Here is a 16,656-nt window from a genome sequence, read left to right as displayed (position 1 = left end):
GGGCACTTAGTCACGCCACTGCGCGTAGCGCACCTCAGCGGTGTGCCGTCGCGACGAAGTGGCGAGTGGCGGCGTCGACGATATCCGCTGGGGTGACGGCTATCTCGTTGTTCAACCACGCGATGACCAGTTCCGCGAGTCCGCCGATGAACAGCAGGCCGTTGATCTCGGATTGTGGCTGCGGCCAGGCCTGTTCGCCGAACAGCTCGCGTGACTGCTCGGCGACCAGATGGGCGAACGCGCGCATGGACTGTCGTCGATAGTCACGCAGTGAGTCGACGGCCAGCGACTCGATCATCGCGACGCGGCCCTTGCGGCGGTCGTCGGTGAGCACGCCGACGAACGCGGCGATGGCGTTGTGTACCTGGTCCTCGACGGTGGGGGCGGGGGAGTGCAGCGCGTCCAGGGCAGCGGCCCGGATCTCGTCGGATACCGACTCCACCACTTTCTCGAGCACATCCTCTTTGCTGGAGAAGTTCTGGTAGAAGTAGCGCTCGGTCAGCTTCGCCTCCGCGCAGATCGCGGTCATGGTCGTGTTCTGGGCACCGGCCGTCGAGAACACTTCGAGTCCGGCTTCGAGCAACCGTGCGCGACGGTCGGCGGTGCGATCGTCTGCGCTCATGCCGTTGTAGCGGCGCGTGGAAGCCATGCGTAGATCTTGACAGAGGGAGCAGGTGTGACGCAGACTACATGCCATCTGACAGGACGCTCTGTCAGATTGACGGAGGTCGACAATGGCACGTGCTCTGGCTGCTCCACCTGCTGATTCAACGCTCCAACCGGTATACGGCGACGGCGGTATGCCCGTCGTCGGGCACACGCTGGAGTACATCCGAGATCCCCTGAAACTGCTCGGGAGTCGGTGGGAGAAGTACGGCGAGGTGTCGTGGCTGACGATGGCCGGTCAGAAGTGGATCACCGTTCTGGGTCCGGACGCATGCCAAGAGGTGTTGCAGAACGCCGACAAGGCGTTCGCGAACGGTGACGGCTGGTCCCTGCTGATCGGCCCGTTCTTTCACGGCGGATTGATGTTGCTCGACTCCGAGGAGCATCTGAAGCACCGACGGATCATGCAGCAGGCCTTCACCAGGGACCGGCTCACCAAATCCGTCGAGGCGTTGAATCCTGTCACAGCAACAGGTTTGGACGCGTGGCAAGGCGGGCGCGACGTTCAGGTCTACCCGGCGCTCAAGGCGTTGACCCTGGAGGTGGCAACGAGCATCTTCATGGGCGGCGCAGAGGGCAGCACCGATGCCGAGATCGCCGAGCTGAACTCCAGTTTCGTGGCGTGCGTTCAGGCGGCGACATCCATTGTGCGCTTTCGGGTTCCCGGAACTCGGTGGAAGCGCGGTCTCGACGGCCGCGCCATGCTCGAGGAGTTCTTCCGGCGGTACCTGCCGTCCCGGCGTGCCACCGAGACCGACGACCTGTTCTCGGTTCTGTGTCACATCGAGGGGAACGACGGCGAACGCTTCTCCGACGACGAAGTGATCGACCACATGATCTTCCTGCTGATGGCCGCGCACGACACGTCGACGATCACGCTGTCGACGATGATGCAGTACCTCGGTCAGCATCCGCAGTGGCAGGACAAGTGCCGTGCCGAGTCCGAGGCGCTCGGTACCGATGCGCCGACGCTCGCGCAACTGGACGAACTGCACAGCGTCGATCTGGTGATGAAGGAATGCTTGCGTTTGGTCTCGCCCACGCCGGTGGTTGCGCGCCGCGCGGTCAAGGACACCGAGGTGCAGGGCAAGTTCGTTCCCGCGGGGACGTATGCGTCGGTCGCCCCACACTTCACGCACCACATGGCCGAGTACTGGCCGAACCCGGAGAAATTCGATCCCGGCCGGTTCGCCGACGACCGCCGGGAGGACAAGGTGCACCGCTACGCGTGGGAGCCGTTCGGCGGAGGCGTGCACAAGTGCATCGGCATGTTCTTCGCCGGAGCGGAGATCAAGACGATCATGCATCATCTGCTGCTGCGGTTCGACTGGTCGGTCGACCCCGATTACGTTGCGCCGCTGAACTTCACGTCGCTTCCCTTTCCGGAGGACGGGCAGCCCGTGCAGCTGCGAAAGCGGTAGGTCTATCCGGCGCGGTCGGTGAGCCAGCCGATGATGTTCGCGGTGACCTCGTCGCGGTTGGTCTCGTTGAGGATCTCGTGGCGAGCACCGGGGTAGAGGGTGACGGTGACGTCGCTCATTCCGGCCTCGCGGTATCGGGCAGCGAGGGTCTCGATCAACTGTCCGCCCCCGGCGAGCGGGTCGTCGGTTCCCGAGGTGATGAGCAGCGGGAGATCGGAACGGATCTGCTCGAGGTTGTGCGGGTCGGCGACCTTGTCGGCCTCACCGAACAACGCGGGGACCGTCGACTCCGGGAGGTCGAAGCCGCACAGCGGGTCGGCTACGTAGGCGTCCACTTCGGCCTCGTCGCGGGAGAGCCACTCGTATCCGGTGCGGTGCTCGAAGGCGGCGTTGAACACGCTCAGGTCACCGGCTGGGGCGTCGGCCATTCCGGCGGCGAGGATGTTCAGCGTGGTCGAGCCCGACAGCACCACACCCTCGTACAGATCGGATCGTTCGATCAGAACATGCTGCGCGGCAAACGATCCCATGGAATGGGCGAACAGGAACAGTGGCAGGTCGGGATATTCGTTCAGCAGTGATTCGCCCAGCTGCTCGATGTCGGCCCACAAACCCGCGAACGCTGCAGCACCGAAATCGCCGGGGGTGTCGACGATCGACTCTCCGTGGCCGCGATGATCGGACGCGACGACGTGGAATCCGGCGTCGTTCAACGCTGCGGCGAAGCGGGCGTAGCGGCTGCCGTGCTCGGCGAGCCCGTGCGCGATCTGTACGACGCCGCGCGCCGGGTCGGCGGACGTCGCCCAGATGTAGGTACTGATCTCGGTGTCGTCCTGCTTGGATACGAACGACGAAGCATTGGCCACGGGTGACTCCTCGAAACGGCGATGGGGACGAGAATCGAACTTATCTCCTACGCCCTGAGCCTCGGAGCGAAATGCTCGACGACGGGGAAGGGTTCGTAGAAATGATGCAGCAGCGTCTTCCACTTCTGGTACTCGTCGGACTTCCTGAAGCCCTCGGTGTGGTCTTCGAGGCATCCCCATTCGACCAGCAGTAGATACGTATTCGGCTGCTCGATGCCCCGCGACAGTGTCAGATTCACGAACCCCGGCATCGAGGAGATGATCGACTTCGCGTCGGTGAACGCGGCCTCGAATTCGTCGGTTCGACTGGGGACGACGTGCAGTAGAGCATGTTCGACGATCATCGAGACAGTATGACTGCGGCACGACAAAGCTCCCCGGGCAACTGCCCGGGGAGCCATGCCAACACGATCTACTTCGCGGAGACGCGCACGAGCTTCTTGTTCACGAACTCGTCCATGCCCCACGGTCCCAGCTCACGGCCGACGCCGGAGCGCTTGACTCCGCCGAACGGCAGGCCGGGCAGCGTGGTGCCGTGTTCGTTGACAAAGGCCATGCCCACTTCGAGCTGCTCGGCGACGTCACGGGCTTTGTCCAGGTCGGCACTCCACACCGAGCCGCTCAGGCCGTAGGCCGAGGAGTTCGCCAATTCGATTGCCTGCTGCGGGCTTTCGACCTTGTAGATCACCGCTGCCGGTCCGAACAGCTCCTCGCTGTACGCACGCATGTCCGGGGTGACGTCGGTCAGCAACGTCGGCTGCACGAATGCACCCGGTCCGTCGATCTTCTTGCCGCCGGTCAGCAGGGTTGCGCCCTTGGCGACGGCGTCGTCGATCTGCTCGATCAACGTGTCGGCTGCGGTCTGCGACGACAGCGGGCCGAGGGTGGTGTTCGCGTCCAACGGATCGCCCGTCCGCACTGCCTCGAACGATGCGGTGAGCTTGGTGACGAAGTCGTCGTAGAACTCCTCGGCGACGAGGATGCGCTTGGCGGCGTTGCAGGCCTGGCCTGCGTTGGACAGCCGCGCCCGGGTTGCGGATTCGACGGTGGCGTCCATGTCGTCGGAGTCGAGCATGATGAACACGTCCGAGCCGCCGAGTTCGAGCACGACCTTCTTGAGGTTGCGTCCGGCAGTTTCGGCGACCGAGGTTCCGGCCCGCTCGCTACCGGTGAGCGAGACACCCTGCACGCGTGGGTCGGCGATCATCTCGGCGATCTGATCGTTGGTCGCGAAGATGTTGATGTACGCGTCCTGGGGGAGTCCGGCCTGTTGGAAGATCTCCTCCATCAGCAGAGCCGACTGCGGGCAGTTCGGTGCGTGCTTGAGCAGAATCGTGTTGCCCACCATCAGGTTCGGGCCTGCGAATCGAGCCACCTGGTAGTACGGGAAGTTCCACGGCATGACGCCGACGAGCGCGCCCACCGGCTTGCGCTGCAGCACAGTGTCTTCCGCGCCGGGGACGTCGAGCTTCTCGTCCTCGAGCAGCGCGGGACCGTTGTCTGCGTAGTAGCGGTAGATGTTGGAGGACAGCTCCACCTCACCCTGGGATTCGGTGAGCGGCTTGCCCATTTCGAGCGAGATGGTCCGCGCCAGTTCGTCCGAACGTTCGGTGTAGAGATCGGCGACCTTGTGCAGAATTTCGGCGCGGTGCTTCGGTGAGGTCTTGCGCCACGTCTGGAATCCGGCGTGTGCGTCGGCCAGTGCGCGCTCGACGCCGGCCGCGTCGAGAGTTTCGAATTCCTTGACAGTTGTGCCGTCGGCAGGATTGACAGTTTTGTAGGTCGTCATATTCGGTTCAACGGTCGGGGAGGGGTCCGTTGTTCCGATCCGGGCAAATCGGATGCTCCGGCGGTGGTCAGAGGCGGGGCAGCGGTGGGCGACGAAAACCTTTGAGCGGCCTACCGGTCGGTAACTTGGAACCGCCGATGGAGTGATACCCCACTGGCACGCACAGCGGCGGGTTCAAAGATTAAAGTCGACGGTGGACGCATCCAAAAGACGACGTTGAAACTGAGGCAAAGGCGAAACATGACTGCGAAGAAGCCGACCATCATCTATACCCTGACCGACGAGGCGCCCATGCTGGCGACTCACGCGTTTCTGCCGGTCATACGTTCTTTCGCCAGCGCGGCCGAGATCAACGTCGAGTCGAGTGACATCTCCGTTGCCAACCGCATCCTCGCCGAGTTCCCCGACTACCTCAACGAAGACCAGCGAGTGACCGACAACCTCGCCGAGCTCGGCAAGCTGACGCAGCTGCCCGAGACCAACATCATCAAGCTGCCCAACATCAGCGCGTCGGTTCCGCAGCTGCTCGCTGCCATCAAGGAACTGCAGGACAAGGGCTACGCGATCCCCGACTTCCCCGGCAATCCGAAGACGGACGAAGAGCGCGAGATCCGCGACCGGTACACCAAGTGCCTCGGTAGCGCGGTCAATCCTGTTCTGCGTGAAGGCAACTCGGATCGCCGCGCGCCGAAGGCCGTCAAGGAATTCGCCCGCAAGCACCCGCACAGCATGACCGAGTGGTCGATGGCGTCGCGCACCCACGTCGCGCACATGCGCGAGGGCGATTTCTACCACGGCGAGAAGTCGACGGTCGTCGACGGTGACCGTGAGATCAAGATGGAGCTGCTGCCCGCCGACGGCGAGCCGATCGTGCTCAAGGAGACGGTCTCGCTCACCGACGGTGACGTCATCGACTCGATGTTCATGAGCAAGAAGGCACTCCTCGATTTCTACGAGCACGAGATGCAGGACGCCTACGACACCGGCGTCATGTTCTCCCTGCACGTCAAGGCGACCATGATGCGGGTCTCGCACCCCATCGTGTTCGGCCATGCTGTGCGTGTGTTCTACAAGGACGCGTTCGCCAAGCACAACGAGCTCTTCGAGGAGCTGGGCGTCAACGTCAACAACGGCCTCTCGGACCTGTACACCAAGATCGAGACCCTCCCGGCGTCCAAGCGCGACGAGATCATCGAAGACCTGCACAAGTGTCACGAGACCCGTCCGGAGCTCGCGATGGTCGACTCCGCCCGCGGCATCTCGAACTTCCACTCGCCCAGCGACGTCATCGTCGACGCATCCATGCCCGCGATGATTCGCGCCGGCGGCAAGATGTGGGGAGCGGACGGACGTCCCAAGGACACCAAGGCCGTCAACCCCGAGTCGACGTTCTCCCGGATTTACCAGGAGATGGTGAACTTCTGCAAGACCAACGGCCAGTTCGATCCGACGACGATGGGCACCGTTCCCAACGTCGGTCTGATGGCGCAGAAGGCCGAGGAGTACGGCTCGCACGACAAGACCTTCGAGGTACCGAAGGCAGGCGTCGCGAACATCACCGACAAGGCCACCGGCGAGGTGCTGCTGACGCAGACCGTCGAAGAGGGCGACATCTGGCGTCTGTGCATCGTGAAGGATGCCCCGATCCAGGACTGGGTCAAGCTCGCCGTCACGCGTGCGCGTGAATCCGGAATGCCGGTCGTCTTCTGGCTCGACCCGTACCGCCCGCACGAGAACGAGCTCATCGGCAAGGTGCGCAAGTACCTGAAGGATCACGACACCGAGGGCCTCGACATCCAGATCATGTCCCAGGTTCGCGCGATCCGATACACGATGGAGCGTCTGGTCCGCGGACTCGACACCATCTCCGCGACGGGCAACATCCTGCGTGACTACCTCACCGACCTGTTCCCGATCCTCGAACTCGGTACCAGCGCCAAGATGCTCTCCATCGTTCCGCTGATGGCAGGCGGCGGTCTCTACGAGACGGGTGCGGGCGGCTCGGCTCCCAAGCACGTCAAGCAGCTCATCGAGGAGAACCACCTGCGGTGGGATTCGCTCGGCGAGTTCCTGGCCCTGGCCGTGAGCCTCGAAGATCTGGGCACCAAGACCGGCGACGTCAAGGCGACCATCCTCGCCAAGGCACTCGACTCCGCCACCGGCAAGCTGCTCGAGAACAGCAAGGGCCCGTCGCGCTCGACCGGTGAACTCGACAACCGTGGCAGTCAGTTCTACCTCGCGCTGTACTGGGCGCAGGAACTCGCCGAGCAGACCGAGGACGCCGAACTGGCCAAGCACTTCGCTGCACTGGCGAAGACGCTTGCGGAGAACGAGGAGAAAATCGTCTCCGAGCTCAACGAGGTTCAGGGCACCGCAGTCGACATCGGCGGCTACTACTACCCGGACCCCGAAGCCACCGCGGCAGTGATGCGCCCCTCGAAGACCTTCAACGAGGCTCTGGAGTCGGCGAAGAAGTAGTTTTCTCTGCTCCACCCCATCGAATGAATGGTCCATTCACGCGCTCAGACGTGTTGAATGGACCATTCATTCGTATTGGGGCGCAACAATATTGGGGTCCACCGCCCACCCCGTTCGGATCAATGTGACTTTCACGCGCTCAGACGTACTGAATGGACCATTCATTCGTTCAAGGCGGGCACCAAAATATCCAGAAACGCCGTACAGCTCGCACTTTGGCGTCGCCCCGGCAACTGGACAACAGAGATGGTGCGATGGATGGTCGGCTCGATAGGCAGGTAGACCAGGTTCGCGAACGACATCATCGGCACCACCAGTTCCGGGATCACGGTGATGCCGAGTCCGGCAGCGGTCAGGCCCGCCACGGCGGCCACGTTGTGCGCCTGAACCGATGGCCCGACGTCGACTCCCGCGCTTTCGAGCCCCAGTTGCACGTGTGAGGCGATGCTCGATTCGGGACCGAACGCAACGAACGGCTGGTCGGCGAGGTCGGTCCACAGCAGGCTTGTCCGTTGTGCCAGAGCATGATTCGGAGGCAGTGCGCAGACGAAGGCGTCGGTGCTGACCGTCGTGCGCATCAAGTCGTTCGCTCGTCCCGACGCGGCGACGACTGCGAAGTCCACGGAACCGTCGCGAACCGAGGCCACCACATCGTCGCGCAACCCGTCTCTGATGTGTACCGAGACGTCGGGGTGACTGCTGCGGAAGTCCACGATGTACGGCGGGAGAAACGTCGCCGCGATCGAGGGTAGGCACGCGATGGTGACGGTTCCGCGGTCACCGGAGACGAAGCGCCCGATCTGCTCCAGGCCGTCGTCGAACTCGAGCAATACCCGACGGGCATAGGCCGTGACTTCGTGTCCGTCTCCGGTGAGGTCGACGCTGCGGGTGGTGCGCACGAACAGTCGGACGCCCAGGCGTCGTTCGGCCTCGGCGACGGTACGGCTCAGATTGGGTTGGGAGACCTGAAGCCAGTTCGCCGCTGCAGTGAAGCTCGCATGATCGGCGAGTGCGACGACGGCGCGTAGATGGGCGATGCCCAGGTTTATGCCCACGATGCATGAATCTATACCCAACTGATGTTGGACGGAGTAAGTGATCTGCACAACACTCGTCGTATTCGATGAAGGAGATCACATGCTGTCACTGCTCGGCTTCGGGACGATTGCCATCATTCTGCTGCTGTTGTTCACCCAACGCGTTGCGGCGATCGTCGCGCTCGCAGGTGTCCCGCTCGCTGCGGCGTTCCTGGCCGGTAACTCGCCATCCGAGGTGGCCGGGTTCGTCAAGGACGGACTCGGCGGCGTGGTGGGCGTCGCCGCGATGTTCCTCTTCGCGATCGTGTTCTTCGGGATCATGCGCGACGCTGGACTGTTCGATCCCATCATCGCCCGCATCGTGCGCTGGGCAGGTAGTGCCCCGCCGACCGTGGCAGTCGCGACCACTGCCCTCGCCGTGGTGGCTCACCTCGACGGCGCCGGCGCAACCACGTTCCTGATTGCCGTCCCCGCCATGCTCCCGATCTACGAACGCCTCGGTATGAGCCGGCTCGTCCTGGCCACCTGCGTCGGTCTCGGTGCCGGAGTGATGAACATGGTTCCCTGGGGTGGTCCGACGGCTCGCGCTGCAGCAACTCTGGGTGTCGACGCCAACGAACTGTGGGTACCGTTGATTCCTGCCCAGATCGCCGGAGTCGTGTTCGCGCTGGGCGTCGCCTACTACCTGGGTCGGCGTGAGCGGACCCGTCTGGCCAAGGTCGCCGCGGGCGATGCGTCGGCCGTCGTGGAGGAGTCGACGGCGCGAGTCGCCGAACGCATGTCCGTGGGATCCGGGGATACCGGATCCGCAGTCGGTGACGCGAACGAGGAGCCCGGCACCCCGTCGACCGGTGGCGACGATGCGGACGGTCCGGCAACCGCGTCGAGTGACCGAGCACTGCTGCGGCCGAAGTTGTTCTGGGTCAATGCTTTCCTGGTAATCGCGACGTTGGCTGCGTTGATCGCCGCCATCGCCCCTCCGGAAACGTGCTTCATCATCGCCACTATCGTGGCGCTTCTCGTCAACTACCGCGGAATGAAGGCCCAGTCCGCCCGCATCGAGGCCCACGCTGTCGGCGCGATGCTGATGGTCGGCACGTTGTTGGCTGCAGGGGTACTTCTCGGTGTGCTCGACGGCAGCGGCATGATCGAGTCCATGGCGGTCAGCGCAGCCAATGCCATTCCGGACGCGATGGCCCCCGCCTTGCCGCTCATCGTCGGCGTGTTCGCCGTCCCGATGAGCCTGATCTTCGGGCCGGACGCCTACTACTTCGGCGTGCTGCCGGTCCTCATCGAGGTGGGTGACCAATTCGGCGTCAGCGCAATCGATCTGGCGCAGGCCTCGATCATCGGTGAGGAAACGGTCGGATTCCCGATCAGCCCGATGACCGGCGCGTTCTACCTTTTGGTGGGTCTCGCGAAAGTCGACATCGGAAAGCACATTCGGCACACGTTGGGGTGGGCGTGGCTGATCAGTCTCGGCATGCTCGGCGTTGCCATGGCCACCGGCGCGATCCCGCTGTGGTCGTCATGAGCGCCCGCGGAACCGTCCGGTTGGGTGCCGGCGCAGGTTTTGCCGGCGATCGCATCGACCCGGCGCAGATCTTGGCCGAGCGAGGCGAGCTCGACTATCTCATCTTCGAGTGCCTCGGAGAGCGAACGGTCGCGACAGGGCAGGCACGGAAATTGCTCGATCCCACGGCGGGCTACGACCCACTGTTGGCAGCGCGGATGCGCGCAGTTCTCGGGGCGACGACCGAGCAGGGCATCACCGTCGTCACGAACTCCGGAGCCGCGAATCCTGTTGCGGCAGCGGCCGTCGTTGCGCGCGTGGCCGAGCAGGTGTGCTCACGTTCGGTACGTATCGCTGCCGTCACAGGTGACGACGTACTGGACGCGGTGCGCCGGATCGACCCGGTGGTGTGGGAGACCGGTCGACCGCTGTCGGAGCATTCCGAGGAACTCGTATCGGCCAACGCCTACATCGGCGCCGATGCGGTGCTGCCCGCACTCGACGTCGGTGCCGACGTGGTCGTCACCGGCCGTCTCGCCGATCCGGCGCTGTATCTCGCACCCCTGATGCACGAGTTCGGTTGGGCCGGGCAGGATTGGGAGACGCTCGGTGCAGGGACCGCCGTCGGGCATCTTCTCGAATGCGCGGGCCAACTGACCGGTGGCTACTTCGCAGATCCGGTCACCAAGCCGGTGCAGGGTCTGGCGAATCTGGGCTTTCCGTTCGGGGACGTACGTGCCGATGGCACAGCAGAATTCGGCAAGGTCGACGGTACCGGCGGGGAGTTGACGCGGCGAACGTGCGCCGAGCAGTTGCTGTACGAGGTCGGCGATCCCGCCAGTTATCTGACGCCGGATGTAACCGCCGATTTCACCGGGGTCTCGTTCGAGACCATCGGACCCGATCGGGTGGCGGTGTCCGGGGCGACGGGCAGCACGCGGCCAGAGGAGCTGAAAGTGACCCTTGGATTCCGGGGCGGTTGGCTCGGTGAGGGGCAGATCAGCTACGCGGGTCCGCGCTCGCTGCAACGCGCCGAGCTCGCCGGAGAGATTGTGCAGCAACGACTGTGGGAGGTGCACGGTATATCCGCCGAGAACGTGGGCATCGAATACATCGGTGCGGGCGCTGCATTCCGTGGACTCGTCGCCCCTACGGATGTCCCTGAAGTACGACTGCGCGTTACCGCGAAGGTGCCCGACGCCGAAACTGCGGCACTCGTGGGGTGGGAAGTCGAAAGTCTCTATACGAACGGCCCAGCCGGCGGCGGCGGTGCGCGCAGCAGCAACACGGAGGTCCTCGCCATCAGATCGTGTTTGATTCCACGTGCACAGGTGACGACCGCCGTGCACACCACGGAGGTGACGGTATGAGGACTGTCGACGATCTCGCCGACGTGCGAACCGGGGACAAGGGCGACACTCTCATTCTCGCGGTCTTCCCGCGGACCGACGAAAGCTACGAAGTGCTGACTCGCGCAATGACTGTCGAGGCCGTCGCTGCGCATTTTGCGCCGCTGGTGACGGGAGAGGTACGCCGCACCGACATGCCCCTGGTCTCCGGACTGGTGTTCGAGCTACCCGGCGTACTCGGTGGGGGAGTGACGGGTAGCCCGGTGCTCGACGGACACGGCAAATGTCTGAGCTACCACCTGCTGAGTATGACTGTGTCCGAATCTTTTTGATCCCACTTTCAGAACCTGCGGCCGAGCCGCCCGATGGATGGAGATCGATATCCGTATCACCCACGTACCCTTGGCGCTGACCCTCGCCGTGGTGCTCGCTGCACAGACTGCCGGCACCGCGGCAGCGGTGCCCCGCGAATCACCGACAGACCCGTTCTTCACCTACGGGCGGGCGGCCGAGTACACGGTCACCTCCGAGCGCATGAATGTTCCGATGCGCGACGGCGAGACTCTGGCGTGTGACGTGAACCGGCCCGGTGACGCCGGCAATGTGCCGGTCGCCGAACAGTTTCCGTCCATCGTCTACGACTTCAACGCCTACGACGGACTCGACCAGTTGGCAGTGGACTCGGCATATCTGGTCGAGCGTGGATACAACATCCTGCTGTGCAACGTTCGTGGATCGGGTGATTCCCCGGGTGTGCTCGATCCGTTCGGGCCGCAGGAGCAGAAGGACAACTACGATCTCGTCGAATGGGCTGCAGCGCAACCATGGTCGACGGACAAGGTCGGCCAGTCCGGTGTCAGTTACGGCGGCCACACGTCGATGCTGTCCGCGGCCAACAATCCACCGCATCTGGCTGCGGTCATTCCGGTCGATGCATTCAGTGACTGGTACGAGAACACGATCTACCGCGGCGGGATCCGATCCGACACCATCCGCACCTGGCAAGCGAGCACCGCGCCCGCAACCGAGGGGCCGTACGACGAACATCCGCTGTACGACGAGTACTGGATCGACCGCAGCGTCAAGGCGAAGTGGCAGAACATCGACGTGCCCATGTTGCAGGTCGGCGGATGGTACGACCGGTACCGAGATCCGATGATGCAGAACTACAGCGCGCACCCGGATCTGACGTGGGTCGTAGCCGGGCCGTGGGAACACGGGATGCCGGCGGGCCAGAAAGCCGATATCGGCACAGGGGCATACCTCGCATGGTGGGACAAGTGGCTTCGCGAGGACGATTCTGCGCCGCTGCCTGCTCAGCGGATCAATTCCTACGAGATCTCCTCGGAGCCCGTCGAACGTGGCTGGCAAAAATTCGGTCAGTGGCCACCCGCCGAATCCACCGAGCTGACGCTGACGATGGGAACCGACGGTGGTCTGAGTCCGGTGTCTACCGAGCAGGGCAGCCGGGCGTACACCGTGCCCGCGGACCATACCGACGCTGCCACAGCGGCGGTGGTCTTCTCGACCACCCCGCTACCCGCTGATGTGGTGATCACAGGGTCCCCGACTGCAAAGGTTTCGGCGACCTTCACCGCATCCGACGGCAACCTAGCGGTGATCGTCGACGATGTCGCGCCGGACGGCACCGTCGAGCGCATCACCCAGGGTTGGCTCAAGGCGAGCCACCGCAACGGATCCGTCGCGCCCGAGCCGGTGATACCCGGGCGAGAGTACGAATTGGACGTGCGCGCGTGGCCGACGCATTTCCGGTTGCCGGCCGGGCATCGGCTGCAAGTGCAGGTTCGCAGTGACGACTACCCAGACATCACCGACGATGCCCCGGCAGGGGATGTCATGATCCGAACTGGAGTCGGAGGGTCTTCTGACCGTGCCGGTCCTGCCCAGCGCTGCCGTGCGCTGACCGGCGAATCGGAGTCGACGAGCGAACCGCCGAGCCGCGCGGCGGCACCGTTTGTGTCCGCTGCCGGACCGAAGAGTTGCTTGGCGGGACGAGGTAGGTCGCGGTGGCCTATCGTGAACCATTCGTTCTGTTTTCGGTAAAGGCAAGAGAGGCATCGTGGGCCAATGGTGGGGGTGAATTCGTCCCGGCTAGACGACATCACCAACTTAACCTGGGTCGACGTCTTGCCATGGCTCGATAGTTATGTATCCGACCGCGCCGCTCGGTTGGAACGATTGGGGCGCGACGAATGGTGGCTGGAGGATTCGCCCAGAGAGACCGCATCGGGTGGCGACCTCGAGAAGCTGTTGTCTGAGCTCGCCGATCTGTTTGTTACTGGACACAAGAGCATCGTCCTGTCCGATGCGTTTCCCACCTTGGACCCAGGTCTGTCGGTTTCGGCACTTCATTTGGATACCAGAGCTGCCACCCTGGCAGGGAGGCTTACCAAATCCGCGACCGTCGATGGGTTCTTGCCGTTGACCGTTCAGGACTTCTTCGCGATCAGCGGCACACATGACGGGACGGCGCGCGAATTGGTCGCCGCCATTCTCGGGTGTGTGGTTCTCACTGACCCGGGTTCGCGGGTCTCAGACGACGAAGTGATTTCGGCACCACCAGTGATCAGTCAGTTGATCGACGATCTTCACGAGTTGGCTCAGTGGCAGCGGATTCGAGGCCGGAGTCGCCAACCGCTGGTGACTGTGACCATCGATGACGAGTCGCCGGAACCGATTCAAGACGTTGCCGCGCGGATTGCAGCGTTGACTGCGCTTGACCTGCCGGACGGCACGGTGGGGGATCCCATCGACGAGATCGAGAACCTCGTCGAGCAGCTCAACGAGCGGGAGAGCTTGGTATTGCACCAGCGGCTGATGGCGGTCGCGCCCAAGTCGCTCGGTGAAATGAGCGTGCGTTTGCATGTCAGCAAAGCTCGAACCAGCACAATCGAGTCGGAGATCAAGTCACGTTTCACTTCCGCGTGTGGTTACGGGACTGCAGTAGGAAACTTGTTAGCGAGCTTGCGAGTCGAGATTCAACCGGTTGCCCCATTGGACCGTCTGTTGAAGCTGCACCCGGGTATTGCGAAGGAAGTGCCGGCTCTTGGAGTACCACTCTGGCTCGTGCTCGATCGTCTGGACGACTACTTCGAGGTCACCGACGGCTGGGCAGCTGCGCCGGGTGTCGACGCGGCGAAACGCCGCACGCGGTCACTGCTCGAAGATCACGAGTCGGTCAACGGTGTCGTCGACCTCGCTGATGTCACGGACGCTGTGGCGATGACGCGTGACGAGTTGGAGGAGTGGCTTCGTTGGTGTGAAGTCCCGTTGGTCGCTGGACGTGCATTGACCCGTACTGCCAAGCTTGCCGATCATCTGGTCGGAGCGTTGGAGGCCATGGGCGAGTCGCTTTCGTCGGAGATTCTTCGAGAACTTGTCGATCCGGGTCGTGGCGTCGAATCCATCTCGCGTGCGTTGGCGGCGGACTCTCGCGTCCAACGAGATCACGACTTGGAATGGCACCTGGAGGAGTGGTCCACTGCTGACATCGAAGTCGAGGGTCGTGCAGCGCTCGAGGTGCCGCAATTCGTAGCCGATTCCACGGGGGCGGTCAGGCGGAAGCGGTCTGGAGTCAAGTCGCCGGATCACACGCGTCGGCTCTACCGTGTCGGTCTCGGCTGGCGGTACCGAATTGTGGTCTCTCGTGACCACCTACGAGGTTCGGGATTTGCGCTGCCTGCTGGCGTCGCTGCTGCGATCGGATGCGGGCGCGGTGACGTTGTAGAGCTTTCGAGTCGTCTCGGTGAACAAATGATTCGCTGGTCCGGTTCGCAACCGACCTGCGGAACGATCCGCCGTTTTCTCGCGGAACTTGCTGTCAACGTTGGCGACTCGGTATTCCTCGACTTCGGAGTCGATCGTCGCTTTGAGGTTCTGCCGGCAGCATCGATCCCCGAGGATGCTGGGCCGCTGCGGCGAGTTCTCGGGATGATCGGTCACAGCGACCCGATGTCCATCTCAGAGAGGAACCTCGTCAGAGTACTGGCTGACGCGATCGGGTTAGCGGGCGAGACGCGTCCCAGGCGGTTGTTGTCGGCCTACGAAACAGGAAGTGACGACGAAGTGACGGCGCTTCTCGAGAGTGCATGGGTTTCGGGTAACGATGTGGCTCGAGGAGACCGAGAGTGAGCGACGTGATCGGAACGATCGACGCGACGCCGGACGCTTCTCTCGCGACCTCAATCGGGCTGCACCACACTCTGACCACCGCTGCTGCCGATCTGATCGACAACAGTATCGATGCCGGGGCCAAACACGTCCTTGTGCGGTTTTTACAGCGCGGGACGCTGGTGACGGGGCTGAGGGTAATCGACGACGGAGCGGGCATGGACTCCGCGACTATCGACAGTGCGATGACTTACGGCAGTAGACGACAGTACGATTCATCCGACCTCGGGCACTTCGGAGTCGGAATGAAAGCGGCTTCGTTGAGCCAAGCGAGTGCTCTGGTCGTTTGGTCTCAGGCGGCGGGGTCGGAGCCGCAGGGTCGGACTATCGATCGGGAAAATCCGCACGCCATCTCCATCATGAACGGTGAGCGGGCCGCCCTGGAGATGTCCGAGGCGCGGCCACGTTTCCCGCTCCGTACCGGCACTATCGTCGAGTGGCAGGGCATCACTACATTCTCGCGTTCGGCCGACGAGGAGGAACGAACCGGTTGGCTCGAACAAGCGATCGGCGATATTCGTGATCATCTGGGGATTGTGTTTCATCGCCTACTCGGTGACGAATTGGCGATTACTGTCGATGTGTTCGACCTCGATGACAGCCAGACAGGTGCGTTGAGGAAGGTCAAGGCGATCGATCCGTTCAATTACCCCTTCTCGGGTGACCCGACCTTTCCGCTGCGCAGCAGCATCGGCGTGCCGGGATCGTCGGCAGAGGTCACTCTTCACATCTGGCCGGCGCGTAGTTCATCGGCTGAATTTCGACTGTATGGGGCACCGGGCCGAGACCGGCAGGGATTCTATTTCTATCGTGCCGGTCGGTTGTTGCAGGTCGGTGGGTGGAACGGATTGGTTCGTCCCCGAGCGGATTACGGGCTGGCGCGGGTGTCGGTCGATCTCGACGATGCGCTGATGCGCCACATCACCATCAACCCGGAGAAGTTCGGGGTGACTCTCGACGCCAGTGCCGGTGTGGCGCTCGAGCGAATTTTGGCCACCGTCGGATATTTCGATCAGGCTGTTTACACCGTTACGACTGCCCGCAGTCGCCAATCGCGCCCAGTCAGTGTGGTTGCTCCAGAATCAGGTTTCCCCGAGGACCTTCTCGACGCCTTCAGTGACGCTTTCACATTCGACGATGGCGACCCCGTTCGTGTTGCTTGGCGAGTGTTGGCCCGAGACAAGTCTTCGAGGTCGATCTTCAATCTCGCGCGTTGTGGATCAACGGACGTTTTCGAAAAGAGCTGCTCGGCCGCCGCAGCTACGACAACACCGACGCGCCCTTGATCAAGGCTCTTTTGTATCTGCTTACGCAGCAGATGTTCCTGGGAGCCAGGCACAGTCACA

At 63.2% G+C, this 16,656-nt stretch carries 13 protein-coding genes; 8 read left to right on the top strand and 5 right to left on the bottom strand.

Annotation, left to right across the window (positions count from 1 at the left end):
- Positions 1–34 precede the first annotated feature (34 nt).
- Positions 35–649 carry a TetR/AcrR family transcriptional regulator gene (locus tag QM590_RS11100; RefSeq protein ID WP_269594919.1) on the bottom strand — a complete coding sequence of 205 codons (615 nt, stop codon included), beginning with the start codon at positions 647–649 and terminating at the stop codon, positions 35–37.
- An 85-nt stretch (positions 650–734) separates the two neighbouring features.
- On the opposite strand from QM590_RS11100, the gene QM590_RS11095 reads away from it, so the two are divergent.
- Positions 735–2,087, top strand: a complete 1,353-nt coding sequence (locus QM590_RS11095) for a cytochrome P450 (protein WP_269594920.1) — start codon at positions 735–737, stop codon at positions 2,085–2,087.
- A gap of 2 nt (positions 2,088–2,089) precedes the next feature.
- On the opposite strand, the gene QM590_RS11090 is transcribed toward QM590_RS11095, so the two are convergent.
- From QM590_RS11090 to QM590_RS11080, 3 genes are all read right to left on the bottom strand, one after another.
- The gene (locus tag QM590_RS11090; RefSeq protein WP_269594921.1) at positions 2,090–2,953 is read right to left on the bottom strand and encodes an alpha/beta fold hydrolase; all 864 of its coding nucleotides are present in this window, start codon (positions 2,951–2,953) and stop codon (positions 2,090–2,092) included.
- 47 nt (positions 2,954–3,000) lie between these two features.
- On the bottom strand, positions 3,001–3,297 hold the full coding sequence (locus QM590_RS11085) for an antibiotic biosynthesis monooxygenase family protein (protein WP_269594922.1): 297 nt from the start codon (positions 3,295–3,297) through the stop codon (positions 3,001–3,003).
- Between the two features lie 68 nt (positions 3,298–3,365).
- Complete coding sequence (locus QM590_RS11080) at positions 3,366–4,742, bottom strand: NAD-dependent succinate-semialdehyde dehydrogenase (protein ID WP_269594923.1); 1,377 nt, start codon at positions 4,740–4,742, stop codon at positions 3,366–3,368.
- A 240-nt stretch (positions 4,743–4,982) separates the two neighbouring features.
- On the opposite strand from QM590_RS11080, the gene QM590_RS11075 reads away from it, so the two are divergent.
- Entirely contained in the window at positions 4,983–7,220 is a 2,238-nt protein-coding gene (locus QM590_RS11075; RefSeq protein WP_269594924.1) for an NADP-dependent isocitrate dehydrogenase, read from the top strand.
- Positions 7,221–7,381: 161 nt separating this feature from the next.
- On the opposite strand, the gene QM590_RS11070 is transcribed toward QM590_RS11075, so the two are convergent.
- Positions 7,382–8,275 (bottom strand): LysR family transcriptional regulator, encoded by an 894-nt coding sequence (locus tag QM590_RS11070; RefSeq protein ID WP_269594925.1) that lies wholly within the window; start codon positions 8,273–8,275, stop codon positions 7,382–7,384.
- A gap of 82 nt (positions 8,276–8,357) precedes the next feature.
- On the opposite strand from QM590_RS11070, the gene QM590_RS11065 reads away from it, so the two are divergent.
- Genes QM590_RS11065 through QM590_RS11040 form a run of 6 tightly spaced genes read left to right on the top strand, consistent with a single transcriptional unit; the run spans position 8,358 to position 16,596 of the window.
- On the top strand, positions 8,358–9,791 hold the full coding sequence (locus QM590_RS11065; protein ID WP_269594926.1) for a CitMHS family transporter: 1,434 nt from the start codon (positions 8,358–8,360) through the stop codon (positions 9,789–9,791).
- On the top strand, positions 9,788–11,140 hold the full coding sequence (locus QM590_RS11060) for an acyclic terpene utilization AtuA family protein (RefSeq protein WP_269594927.1): 1,353 nt from the start codon (positions 9,788–9,790) through the stop codon (positions 11,138–11,140). The genes QM590_RS11065 and QM590_RS11060 overlap by 4 nt, the downstream gene beginning before the upstream one ends.
- Complete coding sequence (locus QM590_RS11055) at positions 11,137–11,451, top strand: AtuA-related protein (RefSeq protein ID WP_269594928.1); 315 nt, start codon at positions 11,137–11,139, stop codon at positions 11,449–11,451. Before QM590_RS11060 ends, QM590_RS11055 begins: the two co-directional genes overlap by 4 nt.
- A 37-nt stretch (positions 11,452–11,488) precedes the next feature.
- Positions 11,489–13,183, top strand: a complete 1,695-nt coding sequence (locus QM590_RS11050) for a CocE/NonD family hydrolase (RefSeq protein ID WP_269594929.1) — start codon at positions 11,489–11,491, stop codon at positions 13,181–13,183.
- Positions 13,184–13,207: 24 nt separating this feature from the next.
- Positions 13,208–15,271: a hypothetical protein gene (locus QM590_RS11045; RefSeq protein ID WP_269594930.1), complete on the top strand. Its 2,064-nt coding sequence runs from the start codon at positions 13,208–13,210 to the stop codon at positions 15,269–15,271.
- Positions 15,268–16,596, top strand: coding sequence for an ATP-binding protein (locus QM590_RS11040; RefSeq protein WP_269594931.1), 1,329 nt, complete (start codon positions 15,268–15,270; stop codon positions 16,594–16,596). The genes QM590_RS11045 and QM590_RS11040 overlap by 4 nt, the downstream gene beginning before the upstream one ends.
- Positions 16,597–16,656: the final 60 nt, after the last annotated feature.

This window comes from Rhodococcus sp. IEGM 1372, assembly GCF_030056835.1.
Taxonomy (GTDB): Bacteria; Actinomycetota; Actinomycetes; order Mycobacteriales; family Mycobacteriaceae; genus Rhodococcoides.
This window is presented reverse-complemented; position numbering and strand designations above follow the sequence as displayed.

Bases quoted from the DNA above. Each gene is read 5' to 3' on its own strand.
- QM590_RS11100 (WP_269594919.1), bottom strand. From the start codon at position 649: ATGGCTTCCACGCGCCGCTACAACGGCATGAGCGCAGACGATCGCACC.
- QM590_RS11095 (WP_269594920.1), top strand. From the start codon at position 735: ATGGCACGTGCTCTGGCTGCTCCACCTGCTGATTCAACGCTCCAACCG.
- QM590_RS11085 (WP_269594922.1), bottom strand. From the start codon at position 3,297: ATGATCGTCGAACATGCTCTACTGCACGTCGTCCCCAGTCGAACCGAC.
- QM590_RS11080 (WP_269594923.1), bottom strand. From the start codon at position 4,742: ATGACGACCTACAAAACTGTCAATCCTGCCGACGGCACAACTGTCAAG.
- QM590_RS11075 (WP_269594924.1), top strand. From the start codon at position 4,983: ATGACTGCGAAGAAGCCGACCATCATCTATACCCTGACCGACGAGGCG.
- QM590_RS11065 (WP_269594926.1), top strand. From the start codon at position 8,358: ATGCTGTCACTGCTCGGCTTCGGGACGATTGCCATCATTCTGCTGCTG.
- QM590_RS11060 (WP_269594927.1), top strand. From the start codon at position 9,788: ATGAGCGCCCGCGGAACCGTCCGGTTGGGTGCCGGCGCAGGTTTTGCC.
- QM590_RS11055 (WP_269594928.1), top strand. From the start codon at position 11,137: ATGAGGACTGTCGACGATCTCGCCGACGTGCGAACCGGGGACAAGGGC.
- QM590_RS11050 (WP_269594929.1), top strand. From the start codon at position 11,489: ATGGAGATCGATATCCGTATCACCCACGTACCCTTGGCGCTGACCCTC.
- QM590_RS11045 (WP_269594930.1), top strand. From the start codon at position 13,208: ATGGTGGGGGTGAATTCGTCCCGGCTAGACGACATCACCAACTTAACC.